The sequence below is a fragment of the Candidatus Neomarinimicrobiota bacterium genome, assembly GCA_021157965.1.
Classification (GTDB): domain Bacteria; phylum Fidelibacterota; class Fidelibacteria; order Fidelibacterales; family Fidelibacteraceae; genus Fidelibacter.
This window is the reverse complement of the sequence record JAGGVO010000042.1, coordinates 25494-51710: the sequence shown is the minus strand read 5'-3', so window position 1 is coordinate 51710 and position 26217 is coordinate 25494. Positions and strand designations below refer to the sequence as shown.

Here is a 26217-nt window from a genome sequence, read left to right as displayed (position 1 = left end):
AATGGATATTATCCGAAGGTCTTTTTTGAAATCATTGTGAGGAATTCCGCCCGGGTCTCGGGATCATCGTGGAATTCCCCCAGAACCGTAGAGGTCGTTGTATAGGAATTCTTCTTCTCAACACCCCGCATTTGCATGCACATGTGCTGACCTTCAATGACAACCCCGACACCAATGGGATTCACCGTATTCCAGAGCGTTTCCGCAATCTGACGTGTCATGCGTTCCTGAATTTGCAAACGCCGGGAATACATCTCTACAATCCTGGGGATTTTACTGAGCCCCAAAACCTTTCCATTGGGAATATATCCCACATGGACAACTCCAAAAAAAGGTAACATGTGATGTTCACACAGGGAAAAGAAATCAATGTCCCGGACAACAACCATACCCTGAGATTCTTCATCATAAATGGCATCATTGATGATGTCCTTCAGTTTCATATCATAGCCTTTCGAAAGGAATTCCCAGGATTTTGCCACGCGGTATGGTGTTTTTAATAGTCCGTCCCGCTGAGGATCTTCACCAATTTCCTTTAACAGATCCAGTGTAATGGCTTCAAGTTTTTTAATACGAACATTACTCATTGTATATTTTTGCTCCTAAATCAGGGGTTTCGCGTACTTCCACCGATATCAGAGTCACTGAAGAAGGGAAGGCACGCTTAAGTTTGTTATATATAAACAGGGTTATATTTTCGGTTGTGGGAAGGTTTTCCCTGAACCAGGGGATATCCTCCTCCAGGTGGGTTACATCCAGGACAGATAGAATTTTTTCTTTGAGGATCTGTTTCACCTCGAAGAAATTTATTATCATCCCGCTCTGCATATCAACGGAGCCCCGCAGGCCAAGGGTTACTTCATAATTATGCCCGTGAACATGGCTGTTTTTTCCGTATTGCCGGCGGTTTTCCTCCGGGGATTTGTTTTGATCCCGGTAGCTGTGGGCGGCGGAAAATGAGATTCGGGTATACAATTCGAGGATAGGATTTTTATTCGCCACGATAGACAACCCAGTTGTTTTCTGTTTCCCACAGTTTCAGTTCATACAGCATCCCGGGTTCCAAAACGTTTTCCAGTTCTTTCCATATCAAGACAATCAGATTTTCCGATGTGGGGATAACTCCCTTCAGGAACTCCACATCTGTATTCAGGAATTTGTGGTCCAGTTTATCCACGACTGTTTCGTGAATGATGTGTTTGAGTTTTTTTAGATCAATGAGTATCCCGGTTTCTTTTGGGATGTGTCCCTGAACCGTGACTTCCAGGATATAATTATGGCCGTGTCCGTGAGGCCAGCTGCATTTACCATAAATATCCAGATTCTTTTTTTCATCAAAATCCGGATTCCGAAGCACGTGGGAGGCTGAAAAAGTCACCCGCTTTGTCAGGTAAATCATGGAATCCTCCATATTTTTATCCATGTGTCCATAGCGAATCTCTTTGGACCTCTTCTTCACCGTTTTGTTCCCTTTTATTCGTGTTCTGGCTGTACTTCGAGTCCCAGCCGGACCATGGTGTCGTGACGACTGGTTCTTTCAAGACACTCATGACAGATGTATACACCTTTGTTGAAGGGATCTTCTGTTAATTTTTCCCTGTTTTCTTCGCCGCAGAGAGTACATGTTTTTCCAAAAGGTTCCGCTGTGTTGTTTTTCTCCTGATCTTTCATGGAATAAAACCCTTTCTTAGCCTTTGATCACAGAAAAAGCCGTTAAAATTCAAGATATCCACCCAAAGCCAGTTCGAGTCCTTTCGCTGTCTGCAGGCTGAATCCGTTATGCAGAGCCATGGCAAAATCCAGGTTCAGAATCCAGGTTTTCACCGAAAAGCCGAAGGAAATATGCTTATTGTTTTTTCCGCCCCAGGCCAATCCTGCCCGAACCGGGAAAACGGGTGACCGGACAATTTCGATTCCGTTGCTCCACAGCCATGAATCCCGTGCAAAAAAGATATTCTGAAAGGATGCTGAAAAATCGCTGACCCATACAACTTCCGGATTCAACTGCCGGCGAAGGCCAAAACGGACCCATGCCGGATAACGGATTTTGACGGTTCCGCCAGGCGGATCGAGCGAGGATTCCTCAGTGATATAAATTTCTTCGAAGTTAGGTGTTACTCCTGTTGTATCGCCGAAGAAATCCATAGGTGTCAGTTCTTTCAGACGGTAAACATATTTTTTGCTTTGATAAATGTCATCTTCATTGACACCCAACAGCATCCGGGCATAAGTGGGTTTATTCCAGTATGTCTGGGCAAAAAGGTTGTTCAGCGCCACACTGAATTGCCAGCCGTTCCAAGGGTTGGATGTATAGCCCAAATCCAGTCCGGCACCGGTCCCGCCGTACATAAGCCGTGTAATATATTCAGCTCTGGCTTTAAGGGATGTCGTGTCGGTGAGGAAATGTGCGGTGGATTCGTCACTATCAAAACCGTAATAGGTTAATCCCTGAAAATAGCGGAGCGTAAATCCCACAGCTCCGAATTCAAAGGGAAATCCCATGGAGTAATCGGCTGCGACCATTACCATGGAGTTAAGATCAATTGTCAGGTCATAATCCTTGAGAATTCTGTTGCCGTTTACGAAAAGGTCTGCATAATCGTAAGGCATCATTAAATCGGCTGCAGAGATCATCCGGGTGGTGACGGCCCAGTTCTTGCCTGACAGGCTCAAAAAGGGAATGACGACCGAAAGGCCTGCTTCTCCCCGGAATCCATCCTCCCGGAAAAGTTCAAGAAAACCCTCCTTGGGAATTTCACCGGTATAGGGATCGGGTCTTTCCAGATCGCGGCCGTTATAATAGTTTAAATCCTTAAGGGAAAGGACCGTGTTTTGGATTCGGAAATCCACATAGCCCAGGGAGATTCGCATGTGGCCGGCAGAGTCGGAAAAGGCAAGGTTAGCCGGATTCCACCCGACAGCGGAAAAGCCACGGGAAATCGTACCATAGGCTCCAGCCAGTCCCACAGCCCGGGGATCCCGGTCAAACTGGGCATGCAGGAAAACGGCTAAACCTAGAAACAGGACAAGAAAGCGCCGTATCATTCTCCGCCATCCTCCTCATCATTTTCGGAATCATAGATAAAATCGCCGGTATTGACCCGGAAGCCAATATAAGCATGAACTCCGATATAATCCTGAGGCCGGATAAAGATCAGGGAATCCGAGCTTGTTTGAAGATCGATACGGGGCATGACGTAATGATTTACCTGGCGGGTCAGTTCGATAACCAGGTCGGCAGAGATAGTATCGGTGACCATGGAATCAATCGGTGCTGTAACGATGCCTGTCTCCGGATCCACCTGTACCCGGGGCAATGGGACAGAAAAGAGTGTATCCAGTCGAATGGTATCCCCATTGTTAAAATAGATACGACTGTTTTCCATACCTGAAATGTTCAGTGAATCAAGGGTTGTCTGAAGGGTGTCCTGAGGGAAAATCGTGCTGTCAGACATCAGCAGGGTGAAAGTTCCGTGCATCGGGATATGATTGGTCAGATTGGCATAAATAATGGCTCCGGTAGCATTCTTCTTAATAAAAGCTGCTGTGGAACTATCCCATGCGGCAATTTTCGTATACTCTTTTGGTATAAAACTTTGCCGGCTTGCCAGAAATTTAAAAGGAGCTTCCAGTGTATAATCGGCCCACAGGCTATCCCCGATACCAATCGTTCCTTCTCCCCTGACAAGGGCGCTGGTATTAATGCGAAAGTTTTTGGGATTCAGATCAATCAGATCGGCAATTGTGGGATATGTTTCATTGACATGTACCAAATTGGACTCGTCATCCCAGTAGACAAACATACCTTGACGGTTAAATTTAATGATGGATAGAGCTGAATCGGTGGCTGCTGCGTCCGGATGATTGAGAGACGGCTCTACATGCATAGTGCGGGATTCGGTTTTTTTGACGGCCGTTATATCCATTATCAGTTTGACAGGGAGGATGTGGTTCTGCACGCGGAGTGTCATTTCGGGTTCGGCAATGCCGATGCCGGTAATCCCTTCAGGAAGTTCTATCTTCTGTTCATCTCCAGGCAGCAGCATATTGAATTGTCCCTTCAATGAATCAAAGCGCATATCCGTCACCTGAAAATCTACCTGCAGTGTTCCCATACTTTCATTTAATGGAAAGATGGCGTTATATCCTGCCACATCGGGTGCTGCACTGTCGATTTTTACCCGGTAAGTATATTCCAGATTGTTTAACAACTCACCGTCTTCACTGCTTTTTACATGGTATCCGCCCAGGTCCAGGGTCATATTCAGGCCCGGAGCGAGGAGGGTATCGGGAAATGCTGCAGGAGTATTTCCCGGAGGGGGTGTCTGAATCTGGGGAAAGGTAAGTCCGAAACGGATCGGCGCATCAAAAGTATTGTCAAGAACGACCATGTTGATTTCATTGGTATCCGGCCCTGTAATACTTAATGCTCCTTCTTCAATCTGTGTATTGCTTTGGGGAAGGGAGAATCCCATGGTTGTGTCCATAAGGACAATTTCTTTGGTACGTCCATGGATGGATGTAAAGGACATTTGCGTGTTTTGCCGGTAGAAGAGTCCGTCTTCTATGTCGGGGTTTGAATAAAGGGTATCGCTTACCGGGACAAGAAAAATCGCCATGGAAGCATTAAGGCGGGTGCCTTCAACCAGTTTTCCGGTCAGATCTGTAGAGTCCCGGAGTCTGTCATAGGCTGCAATTCTGCCTCCTTCATGAACCACAAGGTCATAGCGGGACATATCATCCCGGATAACTTCGATTTTTACCGTATCAATAAAAATAGGTCCCGGCAGATCATTTCTAAATTCGGTCACGAAAAAACTGCCTTCACCGGTTTCCAGTGCGTAAGCGGAGAAGTAATGATTAAGTTCATCCCGGGTTTCTTCACCCATATCGACCATTTCATCCATTTCGGCTATAGGATCTGCAGCAGCATCATTCCAGACATCCGGCGGTATGGTGGACAGGCTTGCTCCCACAATATCCTCGATGGTCAGTTTATCGCTTATTTCTCTGCTGACCGGGTCAACCCTGAGGGTTTGTCCTTCTTCCTGTACAGAAATTTCGGTATTGACCGGGACATGAAAATTGCTTTTCGAAAGAGTCACTTTTCCCAGACTTCCTCCAAATCGGAGAAACATGGTATCCCCTTCGGCAAAGAAAGTGGAATCGTTTTCCAGGTCGATGACGGGATATTGTTCATAAATCAGGGGAAGTGTGAGAGATGCTTTCCATACTGGTGGTTCCAGTTTGCTGGGAACATTGATATCACAGGATGAAAAAAGGATAGTACACGAAAATAAAACTGCTAAACAAGCTTTTATTCGTTGCCATGTATTGTTAGGATGTTTCATTTTCCAAAAACCGGAAAGGCTCAGGAAAGATATTTTTTAAGTTCCTCTGCCTTATCTGTTTTTTCCCAGCTAAAGCCACAATCTTCCCGGCCGAAGTGACCATAGACCGCGGTTTTCCGGTAAATCGGGCGCTTCAGGTTCAGATAATCAATGATCTGGTGGGGTTTCAGGGGGAATTCTTTCCGGATGATATCAGCCAGTTGGGGATCGGGAAGTTTTCCGGTTCCGAAGGTTTCAACAAAAACGGACAGGGGTTCGGCAACGCCGATGGAATAGGCCAGTTGGATTTCGCAGCTGTCGGCAAGTCCGGCGGCCACGAGATTTTTTGCAATGTAACGGGCCATATATGTTGCGGACCGGTCCACTTTTGACGGATCTTTTCCGGAGAAAGCGCCACCGCCGTGACGAGCATAACCACCGTAAGTATCCACTATAATTTTTCGTCCCGTTACGCCGGCATCCGCCTGAGGACCACCCATTTCAAAACGGCCGGTGGCATTGATATGCAGCATGGTTTTGTCGTCCATTAAATCTCCCAGGACCGGTTTAATGATCATTTCGGTCACATCCCGGCGGATTTTATCGGAGTCGGCATCTTTGCGGTGATGGATGGCAATCACAACCGAGCTGACCCGGACAGGTACTCCGTCGTGATATTCCACTGTTACCTGGCTTTTGCCATCGGGAAGCGCCCACAGCAATTCCCCTTCTTTGCGAAGTATGGACATGCGGTGTGTCAATTTATGAGCCAGCGAAATGGGGAGTGGCATCAATTCCGGCGTTTCCCTGCAGGCAAAGCCGAACATAAGTCCCTGATCACCGGCGCCCTGCTCGTGACCTTCCGTTTCGTCAACCCCTTTTTTAATATCGGGTGACTGGGGATGTATGGATTCAATGACGGCACAGTTTTCATAACTGAATCCACTGTCGTAACTATCGTAACCGATGCGCTTGAGGGTTTTCCGGACTACCTCCGGGATGTCTACATAACATTCAGTCGTGATTTCCCCTACAACCATTACAAGGCCAGTGGTGACCAGGGTTTCACAGGCTACCCTGGCCTCTTTATCTTTCTCCAGTATGGAATCCAGAATGGAATCGGAAATCTGATCACAGATTTTGTCAGGATGACCTTCCGTGACGGATTCGGAGGTGAAGTATGTAATACGCAAAAATTATCTCCTTTATTTAAAGCGTGATAATTTAATCATTTCGTCCCTTATTCAAAAGCTTCTGAATAATCTCCCAGGTTCACCGGTTTCAGCCGGCCCTTACAGATGGTTTTCTGACCGATAATGGCACCTGAAAGCAGGGCATGTTCTATGTAGGCTTCCTCATAAATAATGGAATCCCGGATGACAGAGCCACAGATATCGGCACCAGAGCCGATGGATACATAGGGTCCGATAACGGAATTTTTTACGGAGGCATCGTCAGCAATATACACGGGAGGGATGATTGCACAGTTCTCTGCCCTTCCCGCCCTGGATCCTTCCTTTTCCAGAATCATGCGATTTGTTTCCAGCAGTGTCTCCTGCTTTCCGCAATCCAGCCAGCTGTCCATTTCGGCAGCTGTGAAAATCTCTCCCTGATCCATCATAATTTTGAGGGCATCCGTTAACTGGTATTCTCCCCGGGTCTTTTTATTCTCCCGGATCAGTTTTTCTATGGCTGTTTTCAGTAATCCCTGATTCCGGATCAGATAGAGTCCTGCTATTGCCAGATTCCCCGGCGGTTTTTCCGGTTTTTCAACCATGGAAACCACTTGCCCCTTTCCATTGGTTTCCACAATCCCAAACCGTTTGGGATCTTTCACCTGAACAACACCCAGTGTATGAGTTTCCCGGGATATGAATGCCTTGTAATCCGTATTGATAATGGTATCACCAAGTATGATCAAAACCGGTTCGTCCGTCTCTTCCAGTCCGTATAAAACAGCATGACCCAGTCCCAGCATCTCTTTCTGTTCCGGAAAATCACATTGAAGCCCCTCTATTCCGGAAAAATAATCAATCACCCGTTCTTTTTTATATCCGACAATGATGGACAACTGGTTGATGCCGGCATCCTTCAGGGTATCGGCAATGTGGCCGATGATCGGTTTTCCGGCCACATGAAGCATCACCTTGGGACGTGTCAATGTATGGGGGTGCAGACGGGTTCCGATCCCGGCTGCGGGTATGATTGCTTTCATAGAAAAGCCTCCGTGGCTGTTTCAAGGTTATTCAAAGTCTCCTTTAAACCGCTTGTCGTTCATGATCGATGTCTGGAGTTTAAGTTTGTTCATCAGCTCTTCCTGTAACTCTTTTGCCGGATTTTCTCCGTGGAGTTTCAGCATGTAATTGAGGGCGATGACTTCCGCGATGACGGTAATATTTTTCCCTGGATAGATAGGAAGGGTGATGAACGGGATATCCACATCCAGGATGGTGTTTTTTTGTTCGTCCAGTCCAAAGCGTTCATACTGGACATCAGAATTCCATTCCACCAGTTCAATCTGGACCTCGAGGCGCTTTCGGGGGCGAACGGCACGGATTCCGAAGGCCTTCCGAACGTTGACAACTCCCAATCCTCTGATTTCCAAGGTGTTTTGCAGGATTTTTTCACCATATCCCATGAGGATGGTTTCACTGGTTTTTTCAATATTCACCACATCATCGGCAACCAGCCGGTGTCCCCGCTCAATCAAATCCAGAGCAATTTCGCTTTTCCCGATGCCACTCCGTCCCGTCAGTAAAACTCCTACGCCGTAAATATCCAGGAGTGTCCCGTGTACATTGATGCGCGGTGCAAATTCCTTGTAGAGGAAGGAGTTGATTTCTTTCAGGAAATCGGTGTTTTCCACTTTTGTCTGCAAGAGGGGGATTTTCATTTCCGTGGCAAGGTCCACGACAAGAGGGGGCAGTTCCAGGTCTTTCAGCAGAATAACCGCCGGGATCTCATAGGCAAACATCCGCTGAAAGATGGATTTCATGGCGGTAGCCGATATGGTGGATATGAATTTGACTTCCTTATTTGTGAGGATCTGCAGGGATTTTGGGGAAAAGAAATCCCAGTACCCCGCCAATTCAAGTCCGGGAATATTCACCTTTGAAGAACGGATGATATTCTTCCGTCCCACCCGGCCGTTCAGCTGAACAAAGCGGAGCTTTGCTCCGATTTCATTCAGCAACCGCTGTATTGTCAGTTCAAAAGACATACTTAAAATTTATCTTTATATTTTTTCAATTGCCTTACCATTTTTATCACGGCCTGGTCAATGGCTTTCGTGAGTTCACGGCTTTTTTTCTCGACCGTCAGTGTTTTACCGGGGACATTCACTATGAGTTCGGTTTTTACCTGACCGGCTTCTGCATCCTCGATGATCACGTGGATATCGATAATGCGTTCAAAAACTTTGGTCAGGCGGTTTAATTCATCCTGTACGTACTGTTTCATCTTGTCTGAAACATTGAGGTGTCTTGCCGTGATTTCAACTCTCATCGTGGCCTCCGTTCATATTATGGGGTTTATTTTGTCTGCCGGCCCGGGGATGTGCCTGTCGATAGACATCCTTAAGCCGCCCTGTATTCACATGGGTATAAATCTGGGTAGTGGACAGGCTTGAGTGTCCCAAAAGAGAACGGACCGCTTGCAGGTCCGCCCCGTTTTCCAGGAGGTGGGTGGCAAAGGAGTGGCGGAGTACATGCGGACTGTTTTTCCGGGCACCTTCAGAAAAAGCCCGGATGATTTTTTCGATACGGTATTGGACATCCCTCGGACTAATTCGTTTGTTTTGTTTAGAGATGAAAAGGGGGGAAGACGTTTCATAAGTTCCGAATTTCTCCCGCCTGAAAGCCAAATAGGCTTTAATGCTCTTCATGGTTTCCGAGCCAACCGGCAGAATCCGTTGCTTGTCCCCCTTGCCTACAACCGAAACAGTATTTCCGTGTGTATTCAAATCCATAATATTCAGTTGAACCAGTTCGTTCAGACGCATTCCCGTGCTGTAAATCAAATCCACCAGGGCTTTATCCCGGCTGTGTATGAATGTGTCTGCAGGAATTGAACGGAAGAGAGCCCTCATCTGTTCCTGTGAGATAAACACAGGCAATTTTGAAGGGAGTTTAGGGGAACGTATGGCATAGGTGGGATTTTTTTCGATCCATTCATTCCGCATGACATATTTAAAGAGGGATTTTAAAGCAGCCAGTTTCCGTGCGATGGTTTTAGCCGACTGTCCCTCTTCAGAAAGCTTGCCCAGAAAGTGTCGGATCGTGAGTTTGTCAATCCGTTGTATATCGGTTTCCGGCTCTCCGTAATAGTCCCGGCAATAATCTCTGAACTGGAGTAAATCCCTGCCATATGCTTTCAGGGTGTTGGCGGAATACCCCCGGATCTCGTGAAGATAGGAAAGAAAACGGTTCAGGCATATATCATAGCTTAACATAAGGTTTCACCGTCATAACCAAAAATCTGGAGAACGTCACACATATCCCGGGGCAGGGAAGACCTGACATGCAGCGGATTTCCGGTCCGGGGATGATCAAAAAACATTTCATAGCTGTGGAGTGCCTGTCTGTGAATGCAATCCAAAACCTGCACGGCTTTTTCCCGTTGACGGGGCTTCAGGCTTTTTAGTTTTTTAGTCCGCCCGCCGTAGGTGCTGTCCCCCAAAACCGGATGACCGCTGTAAGCCATGTGGACACGGATCTGATGAGTCCGGCCCGTAATAATCCGCAGGCGGACCAGGCTGAGGAAATCAAGATCAGCCAGGACCTCATAGCGGGTTTCGGCATGTTTCCCGTCAGGAACTACGGAAAATTTCTTCCGGTTGGATGGATCCCGTCCGATGGGGGCCAGAATTACACCGGAAGGGTGGGCGAATTGCCCCCAGACCAATGCCAAATAATATTTTTCTATCTTCCGGTATTCAAATTTCCTGGCCATTTCATTGTGTGCCACATCATTTTTTGCCGCGATGATGGTTCCGGATGTGTCTTTATCCAGCCGGTGGATGATGCCGGGTCGGTAATATCCGCCGACAGTGGAAAGCGTTGTGCAATAATGAGCCAGAGCGTTAACCAGTGTACCTGTCCGGTTTCCCGCCGCCGGGTGGACAACCATATCCGGGGGTTTGTTGATTACAATAAGATCGTCATCCTCATAGACAATCTGAAGGGGGATCATCTCCGGTTCAACTGTCAGAGGGCGACGTTGCGGTATGTTTATGGTCAGAATATCACCGGATGTGACTTTTAAGGATGCTTTATCAATTACCAGGCCGTTTCGGAGGATATGGCCGTTTTCGATGAGCATTTGAACCCGGGTCCGGGAAATACGGGGAATTGACTCGGCAATAAAACGGTCGAGACGCAGGGATTTTTGATGTGGAGAGACAATGATTTGATACGTCTGGGTATCCATTGTCTCTTCATAGAGTTCATCCGTCAGCATGTTTTGTCTGTCGATTCTGGAGAAAAGTCCCCAGAATAAAAAGCAGCACTCCAATGGTTATGGCGGAATCCGCAATATTATACACAGGCCAGTAATATCCGGAAATCCCCATTTGAATCATATCTGTCACGGTCCCCCGGAAAAGCCGGTCGTAGAAATTGCCCAGGGCACCACCGATGATCAGGCTAAAGGCAATATCGCTCAACAGACTATAGGTTTCACGCCGATATTGATAAAAAAGATAAAGGATAATCACAATAAAGCCAATGTAAGATATAATATGAATCCCGGGGAAGTGTATACCGAAAGCCACGCCGTGGTTTTCAACCCGGGTGATCATCAGATTATCTCCGATAAGGCGAATCGGATTCCGTACGGGTATTCTGAAATGGGCGCGGGTCAGAAATTTGGTCCACTGATCCAAAAGCATTACAAAGATAACGATTAAAGCAAACCGAACCCGGCGGGTAGAAAGTTTAAGTGTTTTGTTGGTCATATACCAATTTCCGGGTCAACCTATGCCGGCCCTGAGATTATTTAATTTTAGATTTACAGTTTACGCAATGACGGGTATGGGGGACTTCCTCAAGTCGCTCATTGGGTATCCGGTTACCACATTCCACACAAAAACCATATTCGGGATCATTATCCACCCGGTTGAGGGCATCATTCAGGTAATTCAAATATTTGAATTCACGGGTATAATGCATGAAGGCCTTTTCACGTTCCTGGGCATCGGTTCCCACATCTGCCATGTGATAGGCGTAATTGGAATCAATTTGTGCCGATCCGCCCGTTGGAGAGTTATCCATGAAAGCCTGGCGTTTTTCATCCAGTTGCTCCATGGTTTCTTCTCTTTTTTTCAGGATGACTTCTCTGAAATGTTGCCGTTCTTTGGCCGTGAGACCTTTATTCTTTTTGTCAGCCATTACCGGTTCCTTCTTTGCTTAATCGTTTGATCATCATGCTTATTTCCGCACCATCAAGTTTCAGTGCTTTTGTGGCCTCAGGATAATCTACGGTTTCTGACAATTCATCTGCAAGGGTTTCTGTCATAAGATAATCCCGATGCGCTTCAACGGCTCTTTTTACCATCTCAGGACCCTGAATTCCCAGATGAATCCGGTCGTTTACACGAAAATTGGCGTCTTTTCGAAGGGTCTGAATATGCCGGACCAGATCCCTGATGAGCCCCTCATCTTTCAATTCCGGTGTCAATTCTGTATTCAGGGCCAGAAAATACCCTTTATCTTCTACAGCCGCAAGATTTGGCTGTTCTTCCATGTTTACCAGGATTTCCGAAGGTTCCAGGGTATATCCCTCCACCCGGATGTTCTCGCCCCTGCGGACCTTTTCCGCCGTTTCATCGGCATTCAGTTCAGCCAAAGCCCTGGCGACGACGGGCATGTCTTTTCCCAGTTTCTGTCCCAGCAGTTTGTAGTTGGGCTTGATGACAAAGCGAATATAATCCTGGGGATTTTCAGTAAGGGTTACCTCCTTGATGTTCAGTTCTTCAAGAATCTGGTCTTTTAAGGCCAAAATATGTTCGCGTTCGCTTTTACGGGCCGGTTTGACGATGACATTGGACAGCGGTTGCCGTGTGCGGATATTGGCCTTGTTCCGGGCGGAACGACCCAGTTCCACAATCTTGATGATAGTGTCAATCCGTTCGGAAAGTGTTTCATCAATGCAGGATTCATCCGCTTCAGGAAAGGGATTCAGATGGATACTCTCCGGGGCGTTTTTATCCACGGAAAGGACCATGTTCTGATATATTTCTTCTGTCACGAAAGGTATAATGGGAGCCATTGTAAGAATGATGGTTTTCAATGCAGTGTAAAGGGTAAAATAAGCAGCCAGTTTGTCACTGTCGTTTTCACTTTTCCAAAAACGGCGGCGGCTTCGGCGAACATACCAGTTTGATAGGTTGTCCAGGAGAATTTCAAATTTCCGCATGAGTCGTTCAACATGATAGCTGTCGTAATCCTCACGAGCTTCTTTAACAAAGGTATGGACTTTAGACAGGGTCCAGCGGTCCAGTTCGGTCAAAGATTTCCGGTCCACTTCCCGGGTGACGGGATTGTATTCATCCAGATTTGCGTAGGTAATGTAAAACGAATACATATTCCAAAGTGTGAGGAGCTTTTTGCGGATTTCATCGGCCGGTCCATATCCGAAATTGAGGTTATTTTCCGGGTTGTGAGCCGTAAAAATCCAGCGCATCACATCCACACCCATTTTATCTGCTGCATCTTCAAACCAGATGGCATTGCCGGCGCTTTTGTGCATGTCGTTGCCGTGTTCATCCTTGACCAGGGCATGCCCCAGCAGGGTTTTAAAGGGTGCTTTCTTTTCCAGAACCGTGCTCATGGCCAGCAGGGAATAAAACCAGTTCCGGAACTGTCCCGGCAGGCTTTCAGTGACAAAATCTGCAGGGAACCACTGTTTCCAGTATTCTCTGTTTGAAAGATACCCCAGGGTGCTGTAGGGGACAATTCCGGCATCCAGCCAGGGATTCCCCACATCCGGGATCCGTCTGGACACACCTCCGCATTTGGAACAGGCAATTTCAACTTTATCTATATATGGTTTATGTGGACTGTGTCCTTCAAATTCCTCCCAGCCTTTCACTGCCCGTTCTTTGAGTTCTTCTTTTCCTCCGATTACTTCAAAATGGCCACAGGAATCACAAACCCAGATGGGCAGACTGAGTCCCCAGTACCGCTTTTTGGAGATCATCCAGTCATGCATGTTTTTGAGCCAGTCAAGTTCCCGTTCCCTGCCCCAGGCGGGAATCCATTGGATGTCATCCACGACGTCTGCAATTTCGTGGCGGAGATCATCCATGGAAATGAACCATTCATCCACCAGGCGGAAAACCAGTTCCGTCCCGTGTCGCCAGCAGGTGGGGTATCTGTGGGTAATTTGATCCCGTTTGTAGAGAATGCCTTTTTCTTTGAGTGATGAAAAAATATCAGGTGCAATGGACTGGACGTTTTTACCGGTGAGCCAGTCAAATCCTTCAAGATAATTTCCGAATTCATCGATAGGTGCAATGACGGCTATGTCATTTTCTTTGGACAGGGCAAAGTCCTCTTTACCACATCCGGGAGCAATGTGAACAATGCCTGTTCCGTCGGAATCACTGACTTCATCCCAGGCTATCACAAAATGACGGACACCCTTCTGGGCCGTGAGTTCATCAAAAGGTCCCTCATATTCCAGTCCCAGCAAATCTGTACCTCTCAGTGTTTCCAGAAGAGTATAATCTCCCTTGAGAATTTCCGTGAGGTTCTGTGCCAGGTAATAAATTTCATGGCCCTGTTTTACTTTGACGTAATCCAGATCGGGGTGGACCGCCGCTGCTGTATTGGCGGCGAGTGTCCAGGGTGTGGTGGTCCAGACCAGCAGGAATTCGTTTTCTTTTTCTTTCAACCGGAATTTGGCATATATCGTTGGATGGGTCAGCTCCTTGTATCCCTCTGTGGCAATTTCATGCTCACTCATGGCCGATCCGCACTTGGGACACCAGGGCATCACATCGTATCCTTTGTAAATCATTCCCCGGTCGTAGCACTTTTTCAAAAAATGCCAGATGGTATAATTGTTTTCGTCGGACATGGTGTAATAAGAATTGTCCCAGTCCATCCAGTACCCCAGCCGGATAGATTGCTGCGTTTGAATTTTAGAGTATTTGTTTACTCTGTCTTTGCAGGCCTTGATAAATTTTTCAATGCCGTATGCTTCAATATCCGTCTTGGATTTGAAACCCAGCTCTTTTTCAACTTCCACTTCGACCCAGAGTCCCTGACAGTCAAAACCATTCTGATAACGGAGCTCTTCCCCCAGCATGGAATGGTAGCGATTAAAGACATCCTTCAGGGTTCTTCCCCACGCATGATGGACTCCCATAGGGTTGTTGGCTGTAATCGGTCCGTCCAGAAAGGACCATTTTTTATGTCCTTTGTTTTGTTCACGCAGTGTATTGAAAATGCCTTTTTCTTCCCAGAATTTCAGCTTCTCGTGTTCCAACTGAATGAAGTCAACTTTGCTTGATACCGGTTTGTACATGAATTTCTCCCGATTGATAGCACTATTTCAGATCATCTCTGCTATGATTTTTCCCATCCCCTTTTCACGGGCTTTTGAAATCCGGCCTGATGTTCGTCCCGGAGTCATTGCAGATAACTTTAAATTTATTTCCATCCGGGGGGAATGTCAATGACAAGAGACGGACTGCACTTAAAATGATTGGGCCTGCCGTAAGAATCAATCTATCAAAAAATATTTTATTATTTGACTATTAAAAGAGAAAAATTTACTTTCCCAGTTAAAAGAAACTATACATACTCATGACCAATCGCATAAACAGTGCAAACATAGAAAGGAGTTCGTAATGAAACGAATGTTAACTGTTCTGGTACTATTGCTTATGGTATCAGCCCTTTGGGCAGAATCGGCTCAAACCGTGGCATATATGGAATATGATCCCACGGACAGCACGGTTGCCTGGTACGGCACCAGCGGAAGCCGGGGTGTAACCGGAGGTTACGACCTGGATAATGACGGAAAAATGGAAGTCTATGCCGTTCACTATGGCAATGGCGGCGGAGTTGTGGGACTGGAATATACCGGTGAAGGTGCCATGGAAGTGATTTGGTACTCCGATACCACGTCCACGACCTATTCGACCGGAACCCGTATGGTCCAGGTTGCCGATTTGGATAATGATGGCCTGGGTGAAGTGATCTTTTTCCGCGGCCGTTATACCGATGATATGAACGGTGGCCTGTATATTTATGAAGCCGACGGGACGGATAACGGCTTTAAAGATCCGGTCCACTATACCCTGAACGCTCTGGGACAGATCTTTAATTTCAACGGTGTGGGAGCCATGGGAGCTACCCGTGTGGAATATTTCCTGGTGGATGATATTGACGGGGACGATACTGAAGAATTGTTGGTTCCCTTCAATGGTCCCAGCATGGTTTTTGATTATGGTGATACCACGGAAACGGATACAGTTGCTTATGAACACTCCGGAGATTTCTTTGCCATTATGTCTGCAACCGGGGATCTCCAGGGAGGTTTTGGTACGTTGGTAAGCGAATATGTCATTTCTGCCCGTGATATTGATATGGGAACGGTGGGTCCCGATCATCCGATGTTCGGACGCGACAATCGTCTCGGTGGCGGTTCCCCCAATACGCTCACCGTCTGCGACCTGGATGGCGACGGCAATAAAGAAATGTTCTGCCACGTCTGGAATTATTTCAACAACTTCGTCGTGGAAGCCACCGGCCCCGACAGCTACACGATCGGTGATACGACCAATGTGATGGCTACTTATCCCGATGACCACGTATGTCTGATGCATCCCGATGCAGCAGATCTGAATGGCGACGGAAAAGAAGAAGTGTATCTTTCCAATTACTACAGCGGACAGCTCTGGAAAGTTGAAGATCTGGATGGTGAAGCCACGACCTTAACCATGGATGAATTTACCCTTCTGAATGATACAACAGCCGGTGCCGATCCGGTCAATGCCATCTTTGGTGTTACAGCTGCTGATGCCAACGGTGACGGCACAAAAGAGATCTATGTGGGATCTTCTTACAACACGGGCGACCTGATCCGCTGGGATGGTTCTGAATTTACCGTTTTCAAAACGGATACCATCGATGCCAGCTTCCCGGAAATGTTCATATCTAAAATGTGGCCGGCAGATATAGATAATGACGGAAAAGAAGAGCTGATTACAGCCCTTCAGGGTGTGCCGGATTCTATCGTGATTGAAACCGAAACGGATACGACAACGATTGCCAATCCTCACTACTGGATTATCCGGGTCGTGAAAATTGGTGATGTGGTTTCCGTGAAAGATCTTCCGGTCATCACTCCAAACGATTATAAACTGGCGGCAGCCTATCCCAATCCTTTCAATCCCACAACGATGATTGAATTTACTCTCCCCGTAAACAAAGAGATTTCTCTGATTGTTTACAACGAGTTGGGACAGGAAGTGACCCGCCTGATTGACGGAAAAACCTATCAGAAAGGAAGTTATTCCGTTACCTGGGATGGTACCAATGCCCTGGGTAAAGAAGTTTCCAGTGGCGTTTATTTCTATTCTTTGAAGTATGGAAATTTCACCAAGACCCGCAAAGTCACATATCTTAAATAATCGTAACTGAACATGGGCGACCGTATGGGAGCATTTCCGGTGCGGTCGCCTGTTTATATTTGATAATAGGGAAAGCTATGTTAGCTGAATGGAAAAGGCGGATTAGTACATTCTGCGTATTACTCTTTTATATAACCGGATTGCTGCAGGGCGCCACAGGCGGAAAAATTGCCGGCCGTGTGACCCACAGCGGAAGTGGTGAACCCCTCATGGGTGTCAATATTATGGTTGTCAATGAATCCCTGGGGGCTGCATCGGATGATGAGGGCTATTACACGATATTAAATGTTCCTCCGGGGACCTATGAAATTATGGCTACATCCATTGGGTATAAAACCGTAAGGATTCAAAATATTCAGGTCAATTCAGACATGACCCGGACGTTGGACATCCGGCTCGAACCGACGGTTCTTCAGGGTGAAGAGGTCATCGTGATTGCCAAACAGCCCCTGGTTCGCTCAGACCTGACATCTTCAAAATCCACTGTGACAGAGGAAGATCTTGAAGTGATGCCGGTTGAAAGCTCTTCAGCCATACTCTCTACACAGGCCGGGGTAACACAAGGTTCGGATGGTGCCCTTCATATTCGGGGTGGTCGCTCCTCGGAAGTGGTTTATATGATCGACGGCATTCCAGTCAATGCGAATCTCGGAAAGTCTATTTCCACGAACATTATTTCGGAGCTGACTCTGATTTCAGGAACTTTCAATGCAGAATACGGTAAGGCCATGAGTGGTATTGTTAATATTACTACAAAAGACGCCAGCCGGGCTTTATCCGGAAATGTGAAATTGCAGGCCGGAGATATGTTTTCCCAAAATACACATATCTTTACCGATGTGGACGAATATGACCCCACCACATTTTTACGGACCGATTTTGATGTGAGCGGCCCCATTCCTTTCCTGAGCAACAGTGGTTTCTTTATTACAGGAACGATAAAGAATTCTAAAGGGTGGCTGTATGGCGTGCGGGAACACAATACCTACGACAGCTATTCCCTCGTGGGAGATCAGTGGGATATTATGATGACAGGTGATTCACAGCGTGTGGCACTGAATGATAATTTTTCTGTGAACACCATGATGAAATTGTTTATCACTCCCACGGAAAACACAAAACTGATGTACCAGGTAGCGGCAGAGAAAAGTGACTGGCAGAATTATGATCATGCCTGGAAATACAATCCAAATGGCCGTTACCGGCATGAAAATCAATATGTTTTTCATGCCCTTCATTTTACACATACGTTGTCCAATAGAACCTACTATACCCTGAAATTCAGTCATTCCGATAAACATGCTGAAGATTATGTCCATAAGCTGGATATTCCCTTTGTATGGGATGAAGATATCAATGGAAACGGTAAAATTGATGAACTGGGTCGTAAGAGCGACGGTTCTCCTTTCACGGAAGATTTAAACGGCGACGGTCAATTGACGGTTGTCTCTGTGGATTGGGATTTTATAAAAGAACACGGAAGTTTTATTCCAAATCCTGTATGGTATACAATTGGCGACTCCATTGGTGTTCCCCATTATGTGGTCAACACCCAACGGAGCGATGTACCCTCATATCATTTTATTTACGGTGGTCAAAACACGGGTTATTATCTGAGTGATGAGTTAACATCCACCATTAAATTTGACCTGACCAGCCAGGTCACCCGGAATCACCTGGTCCGGACCGGTGCGGAAGCCAATTTTCATACTTATCACCGGAACAATATGGCCATAGAAATGAGCAGCCGGACGCTCTGGGAGCCCTATATTCCTGATGTCAGTTCATCGGCTCATGACGATTACACACGCCATCCCTTTGATTTTAGTGCCTATATTCAGGATAAAATTGAGTTGCAGGACTTTATCATGAATATTGGATTACGTTATGACTATTTTGATGCCAAAGATTATACCTTTTCCGATGCCACCCATCCGGCCCAATCCGATACTGTCAAAGCTTCTCCCAAATCACAGTTCAGTCCCAGGCTTGGACTCAGTTTTCCCATCACGGATCAGGGATTCATCCACTTTTCGTATGGCCATTTTTTCCAGATGCCTTCTTTTTATTACCTTTATCGGAATCCGGATCTTAAACGGACATCCGGGGTAACCCAGTTTGGAAACCCGGATCTGAGTGCACAGAAGACCGTCATGTATGAACTGGGCTTCCAGCAACAGCTTTCCATGACGACAGCCATTGATGTGACCCTTTTTTACAGGGATATTATCAACTGGCTTTCTTCAGAATATAATTTTATCGACAATACATTCCGGTATACAAAGTATGTTACCGAGGATTACGGAAATGTCCGCGGGATTACTTTTTCATTTACCCAACGAAGCGGACACGCCCTGACACTGAATCTGGATTATACCTATCAGCTGGCGGAGGGAAATTCTTCATCACCGGATGCGGCCTATTACGATAATCTGCAGATACCGCCCATTGAATCCGAAAAGTATGTGGTGCCTCTGGCCTGGGATGTCCGCCATTCAGTGAATGCAAATATTACGATTCGTCCAGTACAAAATGCCGGAATATCTTTCCTGAATCGGTTTTCAACCGGCAAACCTTATACACCGGCGGTTCAGGGACAGCGGAATGCCGAGGAGAACTCGGACAACAAACCTTTCCACCTGACAACGGACATGCAGGCGTATTATGATTTTTATGTGATGAAAAGCCGTTTCCGATTGTCAGTAAAGATTTACAATCTTTTTGACCGTCTGAATGAAAATTACGTGCATGATGACACAGGCCGGGCGGGATATTCCCTGATTCCCACCTATGCCGGTCATGCGGTGCAGGAACATGAAGATCATCCGGCGGTTCATCCTCTGGAGGAATATATTACACCGCCTACATATTATTCAAATCCAAGACAAATTTTGTTAAGTCTGAGCTGGCAGTATAAAGGAAACTAATCCATGAAACAATTGATGACGCGCATATTCATATTTATTCTGTTCACGGCGGTCACGATTTTTGCGGCGAATCCCTTCCAGGAAGGATCCCCGAAAACGTGGCCCCAATCCCGGGTTGACAGGTTTTATGATGCTTTAAAAAAACAGGGTGCGGTAATGGATCGGCCGACCCCCCGGTCTGCCGTTTTATCGGGGAATCAGATTCGGACACTGGTTTTTGATTTTGGTTCCATCGGAGCGCCGGGACGGGAGCCTTCCCTGGAATGGCCTGTTTACTCCTATCATGGCTACGGCTATGAATTCGGCCCGCTAGTCGGGGTGGAAGTCCCGGTGGATACCAATGGCTATTTTTTGCCGTATATCGATGATGGCAACGGGAATTATGTCATAGACGAGACCAATCCCCTGTACGACACAACTTATTACATTATCAATGACGGGTTGCTGGATGGGGGGGCACCCGGGGCAGCGGAAGAGTTGTCTCCGGACAATGAACCCTGGGGTTGGCAGCCTCTGGATAATTATGCCAATCCGGCATCGGAAAGTATTCCCCTCTCACACAAACCGGAAACCTGGCCTTCCCTGTGGAATAACCAGTGGCCGGGGACGTATAAAGCCAACGCAGCCACCGCCGATCAGGCCATGTATTATCTGATGGATGACCGGTATAACCTGGAGTTCCCCTTTAAACCATTTCCCGATAATCACAGTATCGGAGGTATGGGCCTGGAAGTGGAAGTCCGGGCTTATCAGTGGTCCAACCCCGTTGCGAACGATGCGATTTTCTTCGTGTATGAAATCACAAATAAAAGTCCCAATGACTATGAAAAGGTCGTCTTCGGGATGTTCGGTGATCCCCACATCGGTGGAAGCAATGATTTCTCCGATGATATGGCCTATTTTGATACGGATTTAAATATGATTTACGGATATGACGGGGATGAAAAAGGTGAATGGGGCGGCAAAACCGGATGGCTTGGATATACGTTTCTTGAGTCTCCCGGCAATCCCTATGACGGTATCGATAATGACGGGGATGGGCTGGTTGATGAATCCATGTTCAATGGTATTGATGATGACGGAGACTGGGATCCTGATGTCCACGATGTTGGAATTGACGGGATTGGCCCTGATGATCCAAATTATCCGGGACCCGACAGAGGTGAGGGAGATGGTGTTCCCACAGCAGGGGACCCTTACAACCCGATTTATCCCGGTGAACCGAATTTTGACGGGACGGATCTGGATGAAGCGGACCAGATAGGATTGACCAGCTTCAATGCCTACCAATATGGAGCCGATATGATTCGGAACGATGCCGGTATTTGGCGCCGTATGCGTCCCTATACCCTGGTGGGTGTGGATAATGCTTTTACGGATATCCAGCAAAGAACGGATAATATTTTTCTCTACGGGTCAGGTTATTTTCCTCTGAAATCCGGAGACACACAGCGCTTTTCAATTGCCCTGATTCTGGGTGAAAATGAATATGATCTCTTCCAGACGGCAAAGGTTGTTCAAAGAATTTATGACAGTGGCTACCAGTTTGCCAAGGCCCCGGAAAAACCCAATGTGAGCATTGTACCCGGGGACGGGAAGGTGACTCTCTACTGGGATGACCTGGCAGAAAAATCCTGGGATCCGGTTTACGGATTCGATTTCCAGGGTTATGCCGTTTACCGGAGTACCGACCCCGGTTTTAATGAGGTCCACACTATTACGGACAATAACGGGATTGCAACTTTATGGGAACCCATAGCCCGCTTTGATCTGAAGGATGGAATTCATGGAGAGTCCCATGTGGGAATAAACGGTATCCACTATAACCTGGGCACGGACACAGGGCTCCGTCACCAATTTGTGGATACGACTGTAACCAATGGTGTTACTTATTATTATGCAGTGTGTTCGTATGATATCGGGGATACAACAGGGACGATTGACATTCCGCCCAGTGAGTGCACAAAAATCATCGATAAGGATCCTTATACCGGATTGATCACCTTCGATGTCAATACCGGTTCTGCCACACCCTCGGCGTCTTCCCCGGGTATTGTGGAACCCGGCCTCACGGAAGAGGGCATGACTCATGTCGGTCCCGGAACCGGTGATATTGAGATTGAAATTCTCCATCCGGAACAGGTTCGGGATCAAATCACCTACCGGATTACATTTGGTGCGCCCACAAACAATGTGCAGGATACGGTCATGTTTGTTACAGAAATGACACCTATTACCGAAACCATCACCATTGAAGACAGTGTCTATTATCAGTTGAACCGGTCCCAGATTGGCGATGTGACCATCAAGGTAAATGGAATTCCCATTCCTAAAAATAAATATCACATTAACCGGGCTTTAGGCCGTGTTTACAATATGGCTCCTGAATACTGGAATCAGGCGCTGGATGTCACCTATTACCATCAGCCCGTTTTTGAAAACAGGTATTTCAACCGGGAAGATGCTGTGACTGTATTCGACGGGATGCGCATATTCACCCAGGATGAGGCTGTGGTCCTAAAGAAGGAAGAAACCGGTTGGCTGACGGGAAAGACCAACTATCTGCATAAGGTGCAAATCTGGGATTTGGGGCAATCCACCCAGGGATTTGCCCATCCGCGGATCTATGAACTCCACTGGGATGAAAAATACCTGGATACGCCGACCCGGTTCAACCAGAAAGCTCCGTTTATCATTCAGGATGTGACTTATGCGTATAAGGATAGCATTACCAATGCACCTTTTTATATTGTGGGTGGACAGACCTTCAATATTGATCAGCATAAAATCGGAATTCTGAGTGAACCGGAGCTGAAAATTGAGAATAAAACCTGGGAGATCAAGTTCACACCGCCGGCCGGACAGGATAAAATTCCGCCTGCAAACGGTGATGTGTTTCGTGTAAGTGTCAGTCAGCCCTTTTCAAACATGGACACCCTGTGGTTTACCACGAAAGCGGCAGAATATGCTCCGGAGACAGTTGAAGATCCGCTGGATAAAATCGCGGTTGTTCCCAATCCATACCGCGCCCAGGCCGTTTGGGAACCGAAAAGTGCCTTTGCCAGCGGGCGAGGAGACCGGATTATCAAATTTATCAATCTGCCGCCTGTATGTACGATCCGCATCTATACCATTACCGGTGAACTGGTAAACACATTGTATCATAACAGCTCCATGTGGGATGGCAGTGAAAATTTTAATCTGCTGAATAAAGATAATATGGAACTCGCTTATGGTATGTATCTGTGGCATGTGGATGCATCTGCATCGGGACTTGGAACCAAAATCGGAAAATTTGCGGTGATCAAATGAAAAGTAAAATTATTAGCATATTTCTCATCTTGTTGTTCATGGTGAATCCTGGTTTTGCTGTCAATAAAGTGGGAACATCCGTGGCGCAATTTCTGAAAATCGGAACATCGGCCCGGGCGCTCAGTATGGGTGAAGCGGCTGTTGCCGATGTCCGCGGACTGGAAGCCCTACATTACAATGCGGCCGGACTGGCACATAATCAAATTCAGGAGGCCATGTTTACCCAGAGCGACTGGCTGGCATCCACCCGTTACCTTTATACTGCCGGTTCCATGAATTTGGGGCGTTATGGTGCCGTAGGTGTGAATGTTGCCCATCTGGATTACGGAGAGATGAGTGTTCGGACCGAGACCATGCAGGATGGAACGGGAGAATATTTTTCCGCCCAGGACCTGACCATCGGTCTGACCTATGCCAACCGACTGACAGACCGGTTCAGCATGGGCGGTCAGGTTAAATTTATTCGCCAGGAAATCTGGCATATGAGTGCCAGCACTATGGCACTGGATATGGGAGCACTTTTCATTCTTCCGTTTAAAAATATCCGCCTGGGTATGAGTATTACCAATTTCGGCGGGAAACTCCTCCTGGACGGCAGGGATATCCGCTTTTATTCTGATCCCGATGAGAAGATGTACGGGAATAATGATCAGATTCCTGCCATCTATGAACTGGATCGCTGGCCCCTGCCCATCATTTTCCGGATTGGTTTGTCGGGTGACGTGTTTACCACAGATAAACTGGTTCTCTGCATGAATGTGGATGCCTTGCACCCCAGTGATAATCTGGAGTATATCAATGTCGGGACAGAGCTGGCCATGTTTGGAACCGTCTTTCTGAGGGCCGGTTACCGTCAGCTTTTTCTTGAGGATGCTGAAGGCGGATTATCTTTTGGTGGCGGCCTATATTATCCCGTAACACCGGCACTGAAAATCAAAGCAGATTATGCCTGGTGTGACTATGGCCGGCTTCATCAGGCGAAAATGTTGACACTCTCGTTAGTTTACTGATTCGGAAAAATCAAATAGCAAAAAAAAGAGACGTTAAAAAGCGTCTCTTTTTTTATGTGTTATGTTTTTAGTCAGGTATTATTCAGCAATTTGCTCAAAGCCCCGTGCTTTAAGATCTGCATAGATTATAGCGACCATGACGGCGACGATGACAAAATAAATAAGAGCCATCAGCCATTCACCAAAAATAAGTTTTCCCAGTCCGAACAGGGCGGAGTACACCATGATTACCCCGCATATCCAGTCCAGAAACATTCTTCCGAAGCCTTTATCACCCTGTACATCGGGGAGTTTTTCCGCAATGGCTTTCCATCCGATTCCGCCGGGATGGACTTTCCGGTAAAAATCCAGAAGCTTTTCCTCTTTTACGGGACGGGTCAGCCAGGTTACGATGAGCCAGATGAGAGTTGTCCCGAAGACGGTAGGATAGAGTGTAATGGGGGATTGCATGCCGAAACCGTAGCGGGCAATGGGATAAATAATCAAAGGTGCGATGAGTGCGGAAATCTCACTCCAGGCATTGATACGCCACCAGAACCACCGGAGCAATAATACCAGTCCGATACCGGCCGATGCATTGATGATAAACTCCCAGGCACCGGATATGGTCGTTAAAAAATATTTTGTGATAATCAGGGACAGGACCGTCATGAGAATCAGCCCGATCCGGGAGATCAGAACGTAGTGCTTTTCTCCGGCGTCGGGCTTGATAAAACGGCGGTAAAAGTCATTGATCAGGTAAGAGGTTCCCCAGTTGAGCTGGGAGGCGATTGTGGACATATAGGCTGCCAGGAAAACAGCAATGAGAAGTCCCAAAAGACCGCTGGGCAGATATCTCATCATTAGTTTGGGATACATGCGTCCCGGATCCACCGTGTTTTCATATTTTTCGTAGTAAGTAAGAAATTCGGCATCATCTGCCAGGTTTTTATCCGGAATCTGTCCATTATTTTTGAAGGTTTCCTGAGCCACCGTATAGTAGGCCGGATTTTCCTTCATCAGTATTTCGGGACTCTCGGCCCGGGGAAGAATCACAAGGGCACTGAGGGCGACAATAATCCAGGGCCAGGGACGGATGGTATAGTGGGCGATGGTAAACCAGAGAGTGGCAAAGAGGCTGTGTTTTTCGTCCTTGGCACTCATCATCCGCTGTGCCACATATCCACCCCCGCCGGGATCTGCCCCCGGATACCAGCTGGACCACCATTGGAGACCAATGTGAGCGATAAAAGCCCCTACACTCAAAGCCAGCACGCCACCCGTAACCCCTTCAAGTACAGTGGATGTTCCAATTATTGGTACAAAGCTCATAACCTGTGGAGCCAGTTTCTCTTTCAGTCCTGCAACACCGCCTACAAGTGGCAGGCGTACAACAAGCACCGCCAGAACAATACACCCTACCATGGCAAACACGAACTGAAAACTGTCAGTCCGGGCAGTTCCTAAAAGACCGGAGGCCGATGCATATACGGCAATGATCATGGCTGCAATAGTGACCAGTAAAAAGGCATTCACACCGGGCAGAGTTACCAGGAAGATTTTTTCCATAGCCAGGTGCACCCATCCCAGGACAATGATATTCATGAAGAGTCCCAGGTACAGTGCTCTGAATCCCCGGAGAAAAGCCGCTGCTTTTCCGCTGTAGCGCATTTCTACAAATTCCACATCCGTCATAATGCCGGCCCGGCGCCAGAGACGGGCATAGAAAAAAACTGTCAGCATCCCGCCGATTGCCATATTCCACCAAAGCCAGTTTCCGGCGATGCCGTTCCGGGCCACCAGCTCTGTCACGGCCAGAGGTGTATCTGCTGCAAAGGTCGTGGCCACCATGGCTGTCCCTGCTAAATACCAGGGCAAATTCCGGCCGGATAGAAAAAATTCTCCTGTATTTTCTCCTGCTTTACGGGAATAATAAATTGCAATGCCGAAAATCACGGCAAAAAAAGCAACGATTACCGCAATATCCAAACCATTCAGATTCATGTCAACCTCTCCTA

General features: G+C 47.1%; 20 protein-coding genes. 4 read left to right on the top strand and 16 right to left on the bottom strand.

Translation table 11 applies throughout. The features are described from left to right. Window positions 1-8: 8 nt before the first annotated feature. From folE to J7K63_06780, 15 genes are all read right to left on the bottom strand, one after another. Entirely contained in the window at window positions 9-587 is a 579-nt protein-coding gene (folE, locus tag J7K63_06850) for a GTP cyclohydrolase I FolE (GenBank protein ID MCD6234736.1), read from the bottom strand. Beyond that, a complete protein-coding gene (locus tag J7K63_06845; GenBank protein ID MCD6234735.1) occupies window positions 580-1002 on the bottom strand; it encodes a 6-carboxytetrahydropterin synthase in 423 nt (140 codons plus the stop codon). Before J7K63_06845 ends, folE begins: the two co-directional genes overlap by 8 nt. Next, window positions 992-1399, bottom strand: a complete 408-nt coding sequence (locus J7K63_06840) for a 6-carboxytetrahydropterin synthase (protein ID MCD6234734.1) — start codon at window positions 1397-1399, stop codon at window positions 992-994. Before J7K63_06840 ends, J7K63_06845 begins: the two co-directional genes overlap by 11 nt. A 74-nt stretch (window positions 1400-1473) precedes the next feature. Continuing rightward, a complete protein-coding gene (locus tag J7K63_06835; protein MCD6234733.1) occupies window positions 1474-1671 on the bottom strand; it encodes a hypothetical protein in 198 nt (65 codons plus the stop codon). A gap of 42 nt (window positions 1672-1713) precedes the next feature. Then, window positions 1714-3045, bottom strand: a complete 1332-nt coding sequence (locus J7K63_06830) for a hypothetical protein (GenBank protein MCD6234732.1) — start codon at window positions 3043-3045, stop codon at window positions 1714-1716. After that, complete coding sequence (locus J7K63_06825; GenBank protein ID MCD6234731.1) at window positions 3042-5351, bottom strand: hypothetical protein; 2310 nt, start codon at window positions 5349-5351, stop codon at window positions 3042-3044. The genes J7K63_06830 and J7K63_06825 overlap by 4 nt, the downstream gene beginning before the upstream one ends. A gap of 20 nt (window positions 5352-5371) precedes the next feature. After that, window positions 5372-6523, bottom strand: coding sequence for a methionine adenosyltransferase (gene metK / locus J7K63_06820; GenBank protein MCD6234730.1), 1152 nt, complete (start codon window positions 6521-6523; stop codon window positions 5372-5374). A 47-nt stretch (window positions 6524-6570) separates the two neighbouring features. Continuing rightward, window positions 6571-7545 (bottom strand): NTP transferase domain-containing protein, encoded by a 975-nt coding sequence (locus J7K63_06815; protein ID MCD6234729.1) that lies wholly within the window; start codon window positions 7543-7545, stop codon window positions 6571-6573. Window positions 7546-7572: 27 nt separating this feature from the next. Continuing rightward, window positions 7573-8550 (bottom strand): HPr(Ser) kinase/phosphatase, encoded by a 978-nt coding sequence (hprK, locus tag J7K63_06810; GenBank protein MCD6234728.1) that lies wholly within the window; start codon window positions 8548-8550, stop codon window positions 7573-7575. A 2-nt stretch (window positions 8551-8552) separates the two neighbouring features. Beyond that, on the bottom strand, window positions 8553-8834 hold the full coding sequence (gene raiA, locus J7K63_06805; GenBank protein MCD6234727.1) for a ribosome-associated translation inhibitor RaiA: 282 nt from the start codon (window positions 8832-8834) through the stop codon (window positions 8553-8555). After that, a complete protein-coding gene (locus J7K63_06800; GenBank protein ID MCD6234726.1) occupies window positions 8824-9780 on the bottom strand; it encodes a tyrosine recombinase XerC in 957 nt (318 codons plus the stop codon). Before J7K63_06800 ends, raiA begins: the two co-directional genes overlap by 11 nt. Continuing rightward, on the bottom strand, window positions 9774-10757 hold the full coding sequence (locus J7K63_06795) for an RluA family pseudouridine synthase (protein MCD6234725.1): 984 nt from the start codon (window positions 10755-10757) through the stop codon (window positions 9774-9776). The genes J7K63_06800 and J7K63_06795 overlap by 7 nt, the downstream gene beginning before the upstream one ends. A gap of 16 nt (window positions 10758-10773) precedes the next feature. Further along, window positions 10774-11283 (bottom strand): signal peptidase II, encoded by a 510-nt coding sequence (lspA, locus tag J7K63_06790; GenBank protein MCD6234724.1) that lies wholly within the window; start codon window positions 11281-11283, stop codon window positions 10774-10776. A 37-nt stretch (window positions 11284-11320) separates the two neighbouring features. After that, on the bottom strand, window positions 11321-11716 hold the full coding sequence (locus J7K63_06785) for a TraR/DksA C4-type zinc finger protein (protein ID MCD6234723.1): 396 nt from the start codon (window positions 11714-11716) through the stop codon (window positions 11321-11323). Beyond that, entirely contained in the window at window positions 11709-14858 is a 3150-nt protein-coding gene (locus J7K63_06780; protein MCD6234722.1) for an isoleucine--tRNA ligase, read from the bottom strand. Before J7K63_06780 ends, J7K63_06785 begins: the two co-directional genes overlap by 8 nt. A 325-nt stretch (window positions 14859-15183) precedes the next feature. Here J7K63_06780 and J7K63_06775 point away from each other — a divergent pair, with 325 nt between their 5' ends. The 4 genes from J7K63_06775 (at window position 15184) to J7K63_06760 (ending at window position 24220) form a co-directional block, all read left to right on the top strand. Further along, the gene (locus tag J7K63_06775) at window positions 15184-16971 is read left to right on the top strand and encodes a T9SS type A sorting domain-containing protein (protein MCD6234721.1); all 1788 of its coding nucleotides are present in this window, start codon (window positions 15184-15186) and stop codon (window positions 16969-16971) included. Between the two features lie 77 nt (window positions 16972-17048). After that, window positions 17049-19898, top strand: coding sequence for a TonB-dependent receptor (locus J7K63_06770; protein MCD6234720.1), 2850 nt, complete (start codon window positions 17049-17051; stop codon window positions 19896-19898). Window positions 19899-19901: 3 nt separating this feature from the next. Next, window positions 19902-23210, top strand: a complete 3309-nt coding sequence (locus tag J7K63_06765; GenBank protein ID MCD6234719.1) for a hypothetical protein — start codon at window positions 19902-19904, stop codon at window positions 23208-23210. Then, a complete protein-coding gene (locus tag J7K63_06760; GenBank protein ID MCD6234718.1) occupies window positions 23207-24220 on the top strand; it encodes a PorV/PorQ family protein in 1014 nt (337 codons plus the stop codon). Before J7K63_06765 ends, J7K63_06760 begins: the two co-directional genes overlap by 4 nt. 78 nt (window positions 24221-24298) lie before the next feature. Here the strand turns inward: J7K63_06760 and J7K63_06755 are convergent, their stop codons facing one another. Beyond that, the gene (locus J7K63_06755; GenBank protein ID MCD6234717.1) at window positions 24299-26203 is read right to left on the bottom strand and encodes a Na+:solute symporter; all 1905 of its coding nucleotides are present in this window, start codon (window positions 26201-26203) and stop codon (window positions 24299-24301) included. Window positions 26204-26217: the final 14 nt, after the last annotated feature.

Coding starts and splice junctions, on each gene's coding strand:
- folE (MCD6234736.1), bottom strand. CDS start 587: ATGAGTAATGTTCGTATTAAAAAACTTGAAGCCATTACACTGGATCTG.
- J7K63_06840 (MCD6234734.1), bottom strand. CDS start 1,399: ATGATTTACCTGACAAAGCGGGTGACTTTTTCAGCCTCCCACGTGCTT.
- J7K63_06835 (MCD6234733.1), bottom strand. CDS start 1,671: ATGAAAGATCAGGAGAAAAACAACACAGCGGAACCTTTTGGAAAAACA.
- J7K63_06830 (MCD6234732.1), bottom strand. CDS start 3,045: ATGATACGGCGCTTTCTTGTCCTGTTTCTAGGTTTAGCCGTTTTCCTG.
- J7K63_06825 (MCD6234731.1), bottom strand. CDS start 5,351: ATGAAACATCCTAACAATACATGGCAACGAATAAAAGCTTGTTTAGCA.
- J7K63_06815 (MCD6234729.1), bottom strand. CDS start 7,545: ATGAAAGCAATCATACCCGCAGCCGGGATCGGAACCCGTCTGCACCCC.
- hprK (MCD6234728.1), bottom strand. CDS start 8,550: ATGTCTTTTGAACTGACAATACAGCGGTTGCTGAATGAAATCGGAGCA.
- raiA (MCD6234727.1), bottom strand. CDS start 8,834: ATGAGAGTTGAAATCACGGCAAGACACCTCAATGTTTCAGACAAGATG.
- J7K63_06800 (MCD6234726.1), bottom strand. CDS start 9,780: ATGTTAAGCTATGATATATGCCTGAACCGTTTTCTTTCCTATCTTCAC.
- J7K63_06795 (MCD6234725.1), bottom strand. CDS start 10,757: ATGGATACCCAGACGTATCAAATCATTGTCTCTCCACATCAAAAATCC.
- lspA (MCD6234724.1), bottom strand. CDS start 11,283: ATGACCAACAAAACACTTAAACTTTCTACCCGCCGGGTTCGGTTTGCT.
- J7K63_06785 (MCD6234723.1), bottom strand. CDS start 11,716: ATGGCTGACAAAAAGAATAAAGGTCTCACGGCCAAAGAACGGCAACAT.
- J7K63_06780 (MCD6234722.1), bottom strand. CDS start 14,858: ATGTACAAACCGGTATCAAGCAAAGTTGACTTCATTCAGTTGGAACAC.
- J7K63_06775 (MCD6234721.1), top strand. CDS start 15,184: ATGAAACGAATGTTAACTGTTCTGGTACTATTGCTTATGGTATCAGCC.
- J7K63_06770 (MCD6234720.1), top strand. CDS start 17,049: ATGTTAGCTGAATGGAAAAGGCGGATTAGTACATTCTGCGTATTACTC.
- J7K63_06765 (MCD6234719.1), top strand. CDS start 19,902: ATGAAACAATTGATGACGCGCATATTCATATTTATTCTGTTCACGGCG.
- J7K63_06760 (MCD6234718.1), top strand. CDS start 23,207: ATGAAAAGTAAAATTATTAGCATATTTCTCATCTTGTTGTTCATGGTG.
- J7K63_06755 (MCD6234717.1), bottom strand. CDS start 26,203: ATGAATCTGAATGGTTTGGATATTGCGGTAATCGTTGCTTTTTTTGCC.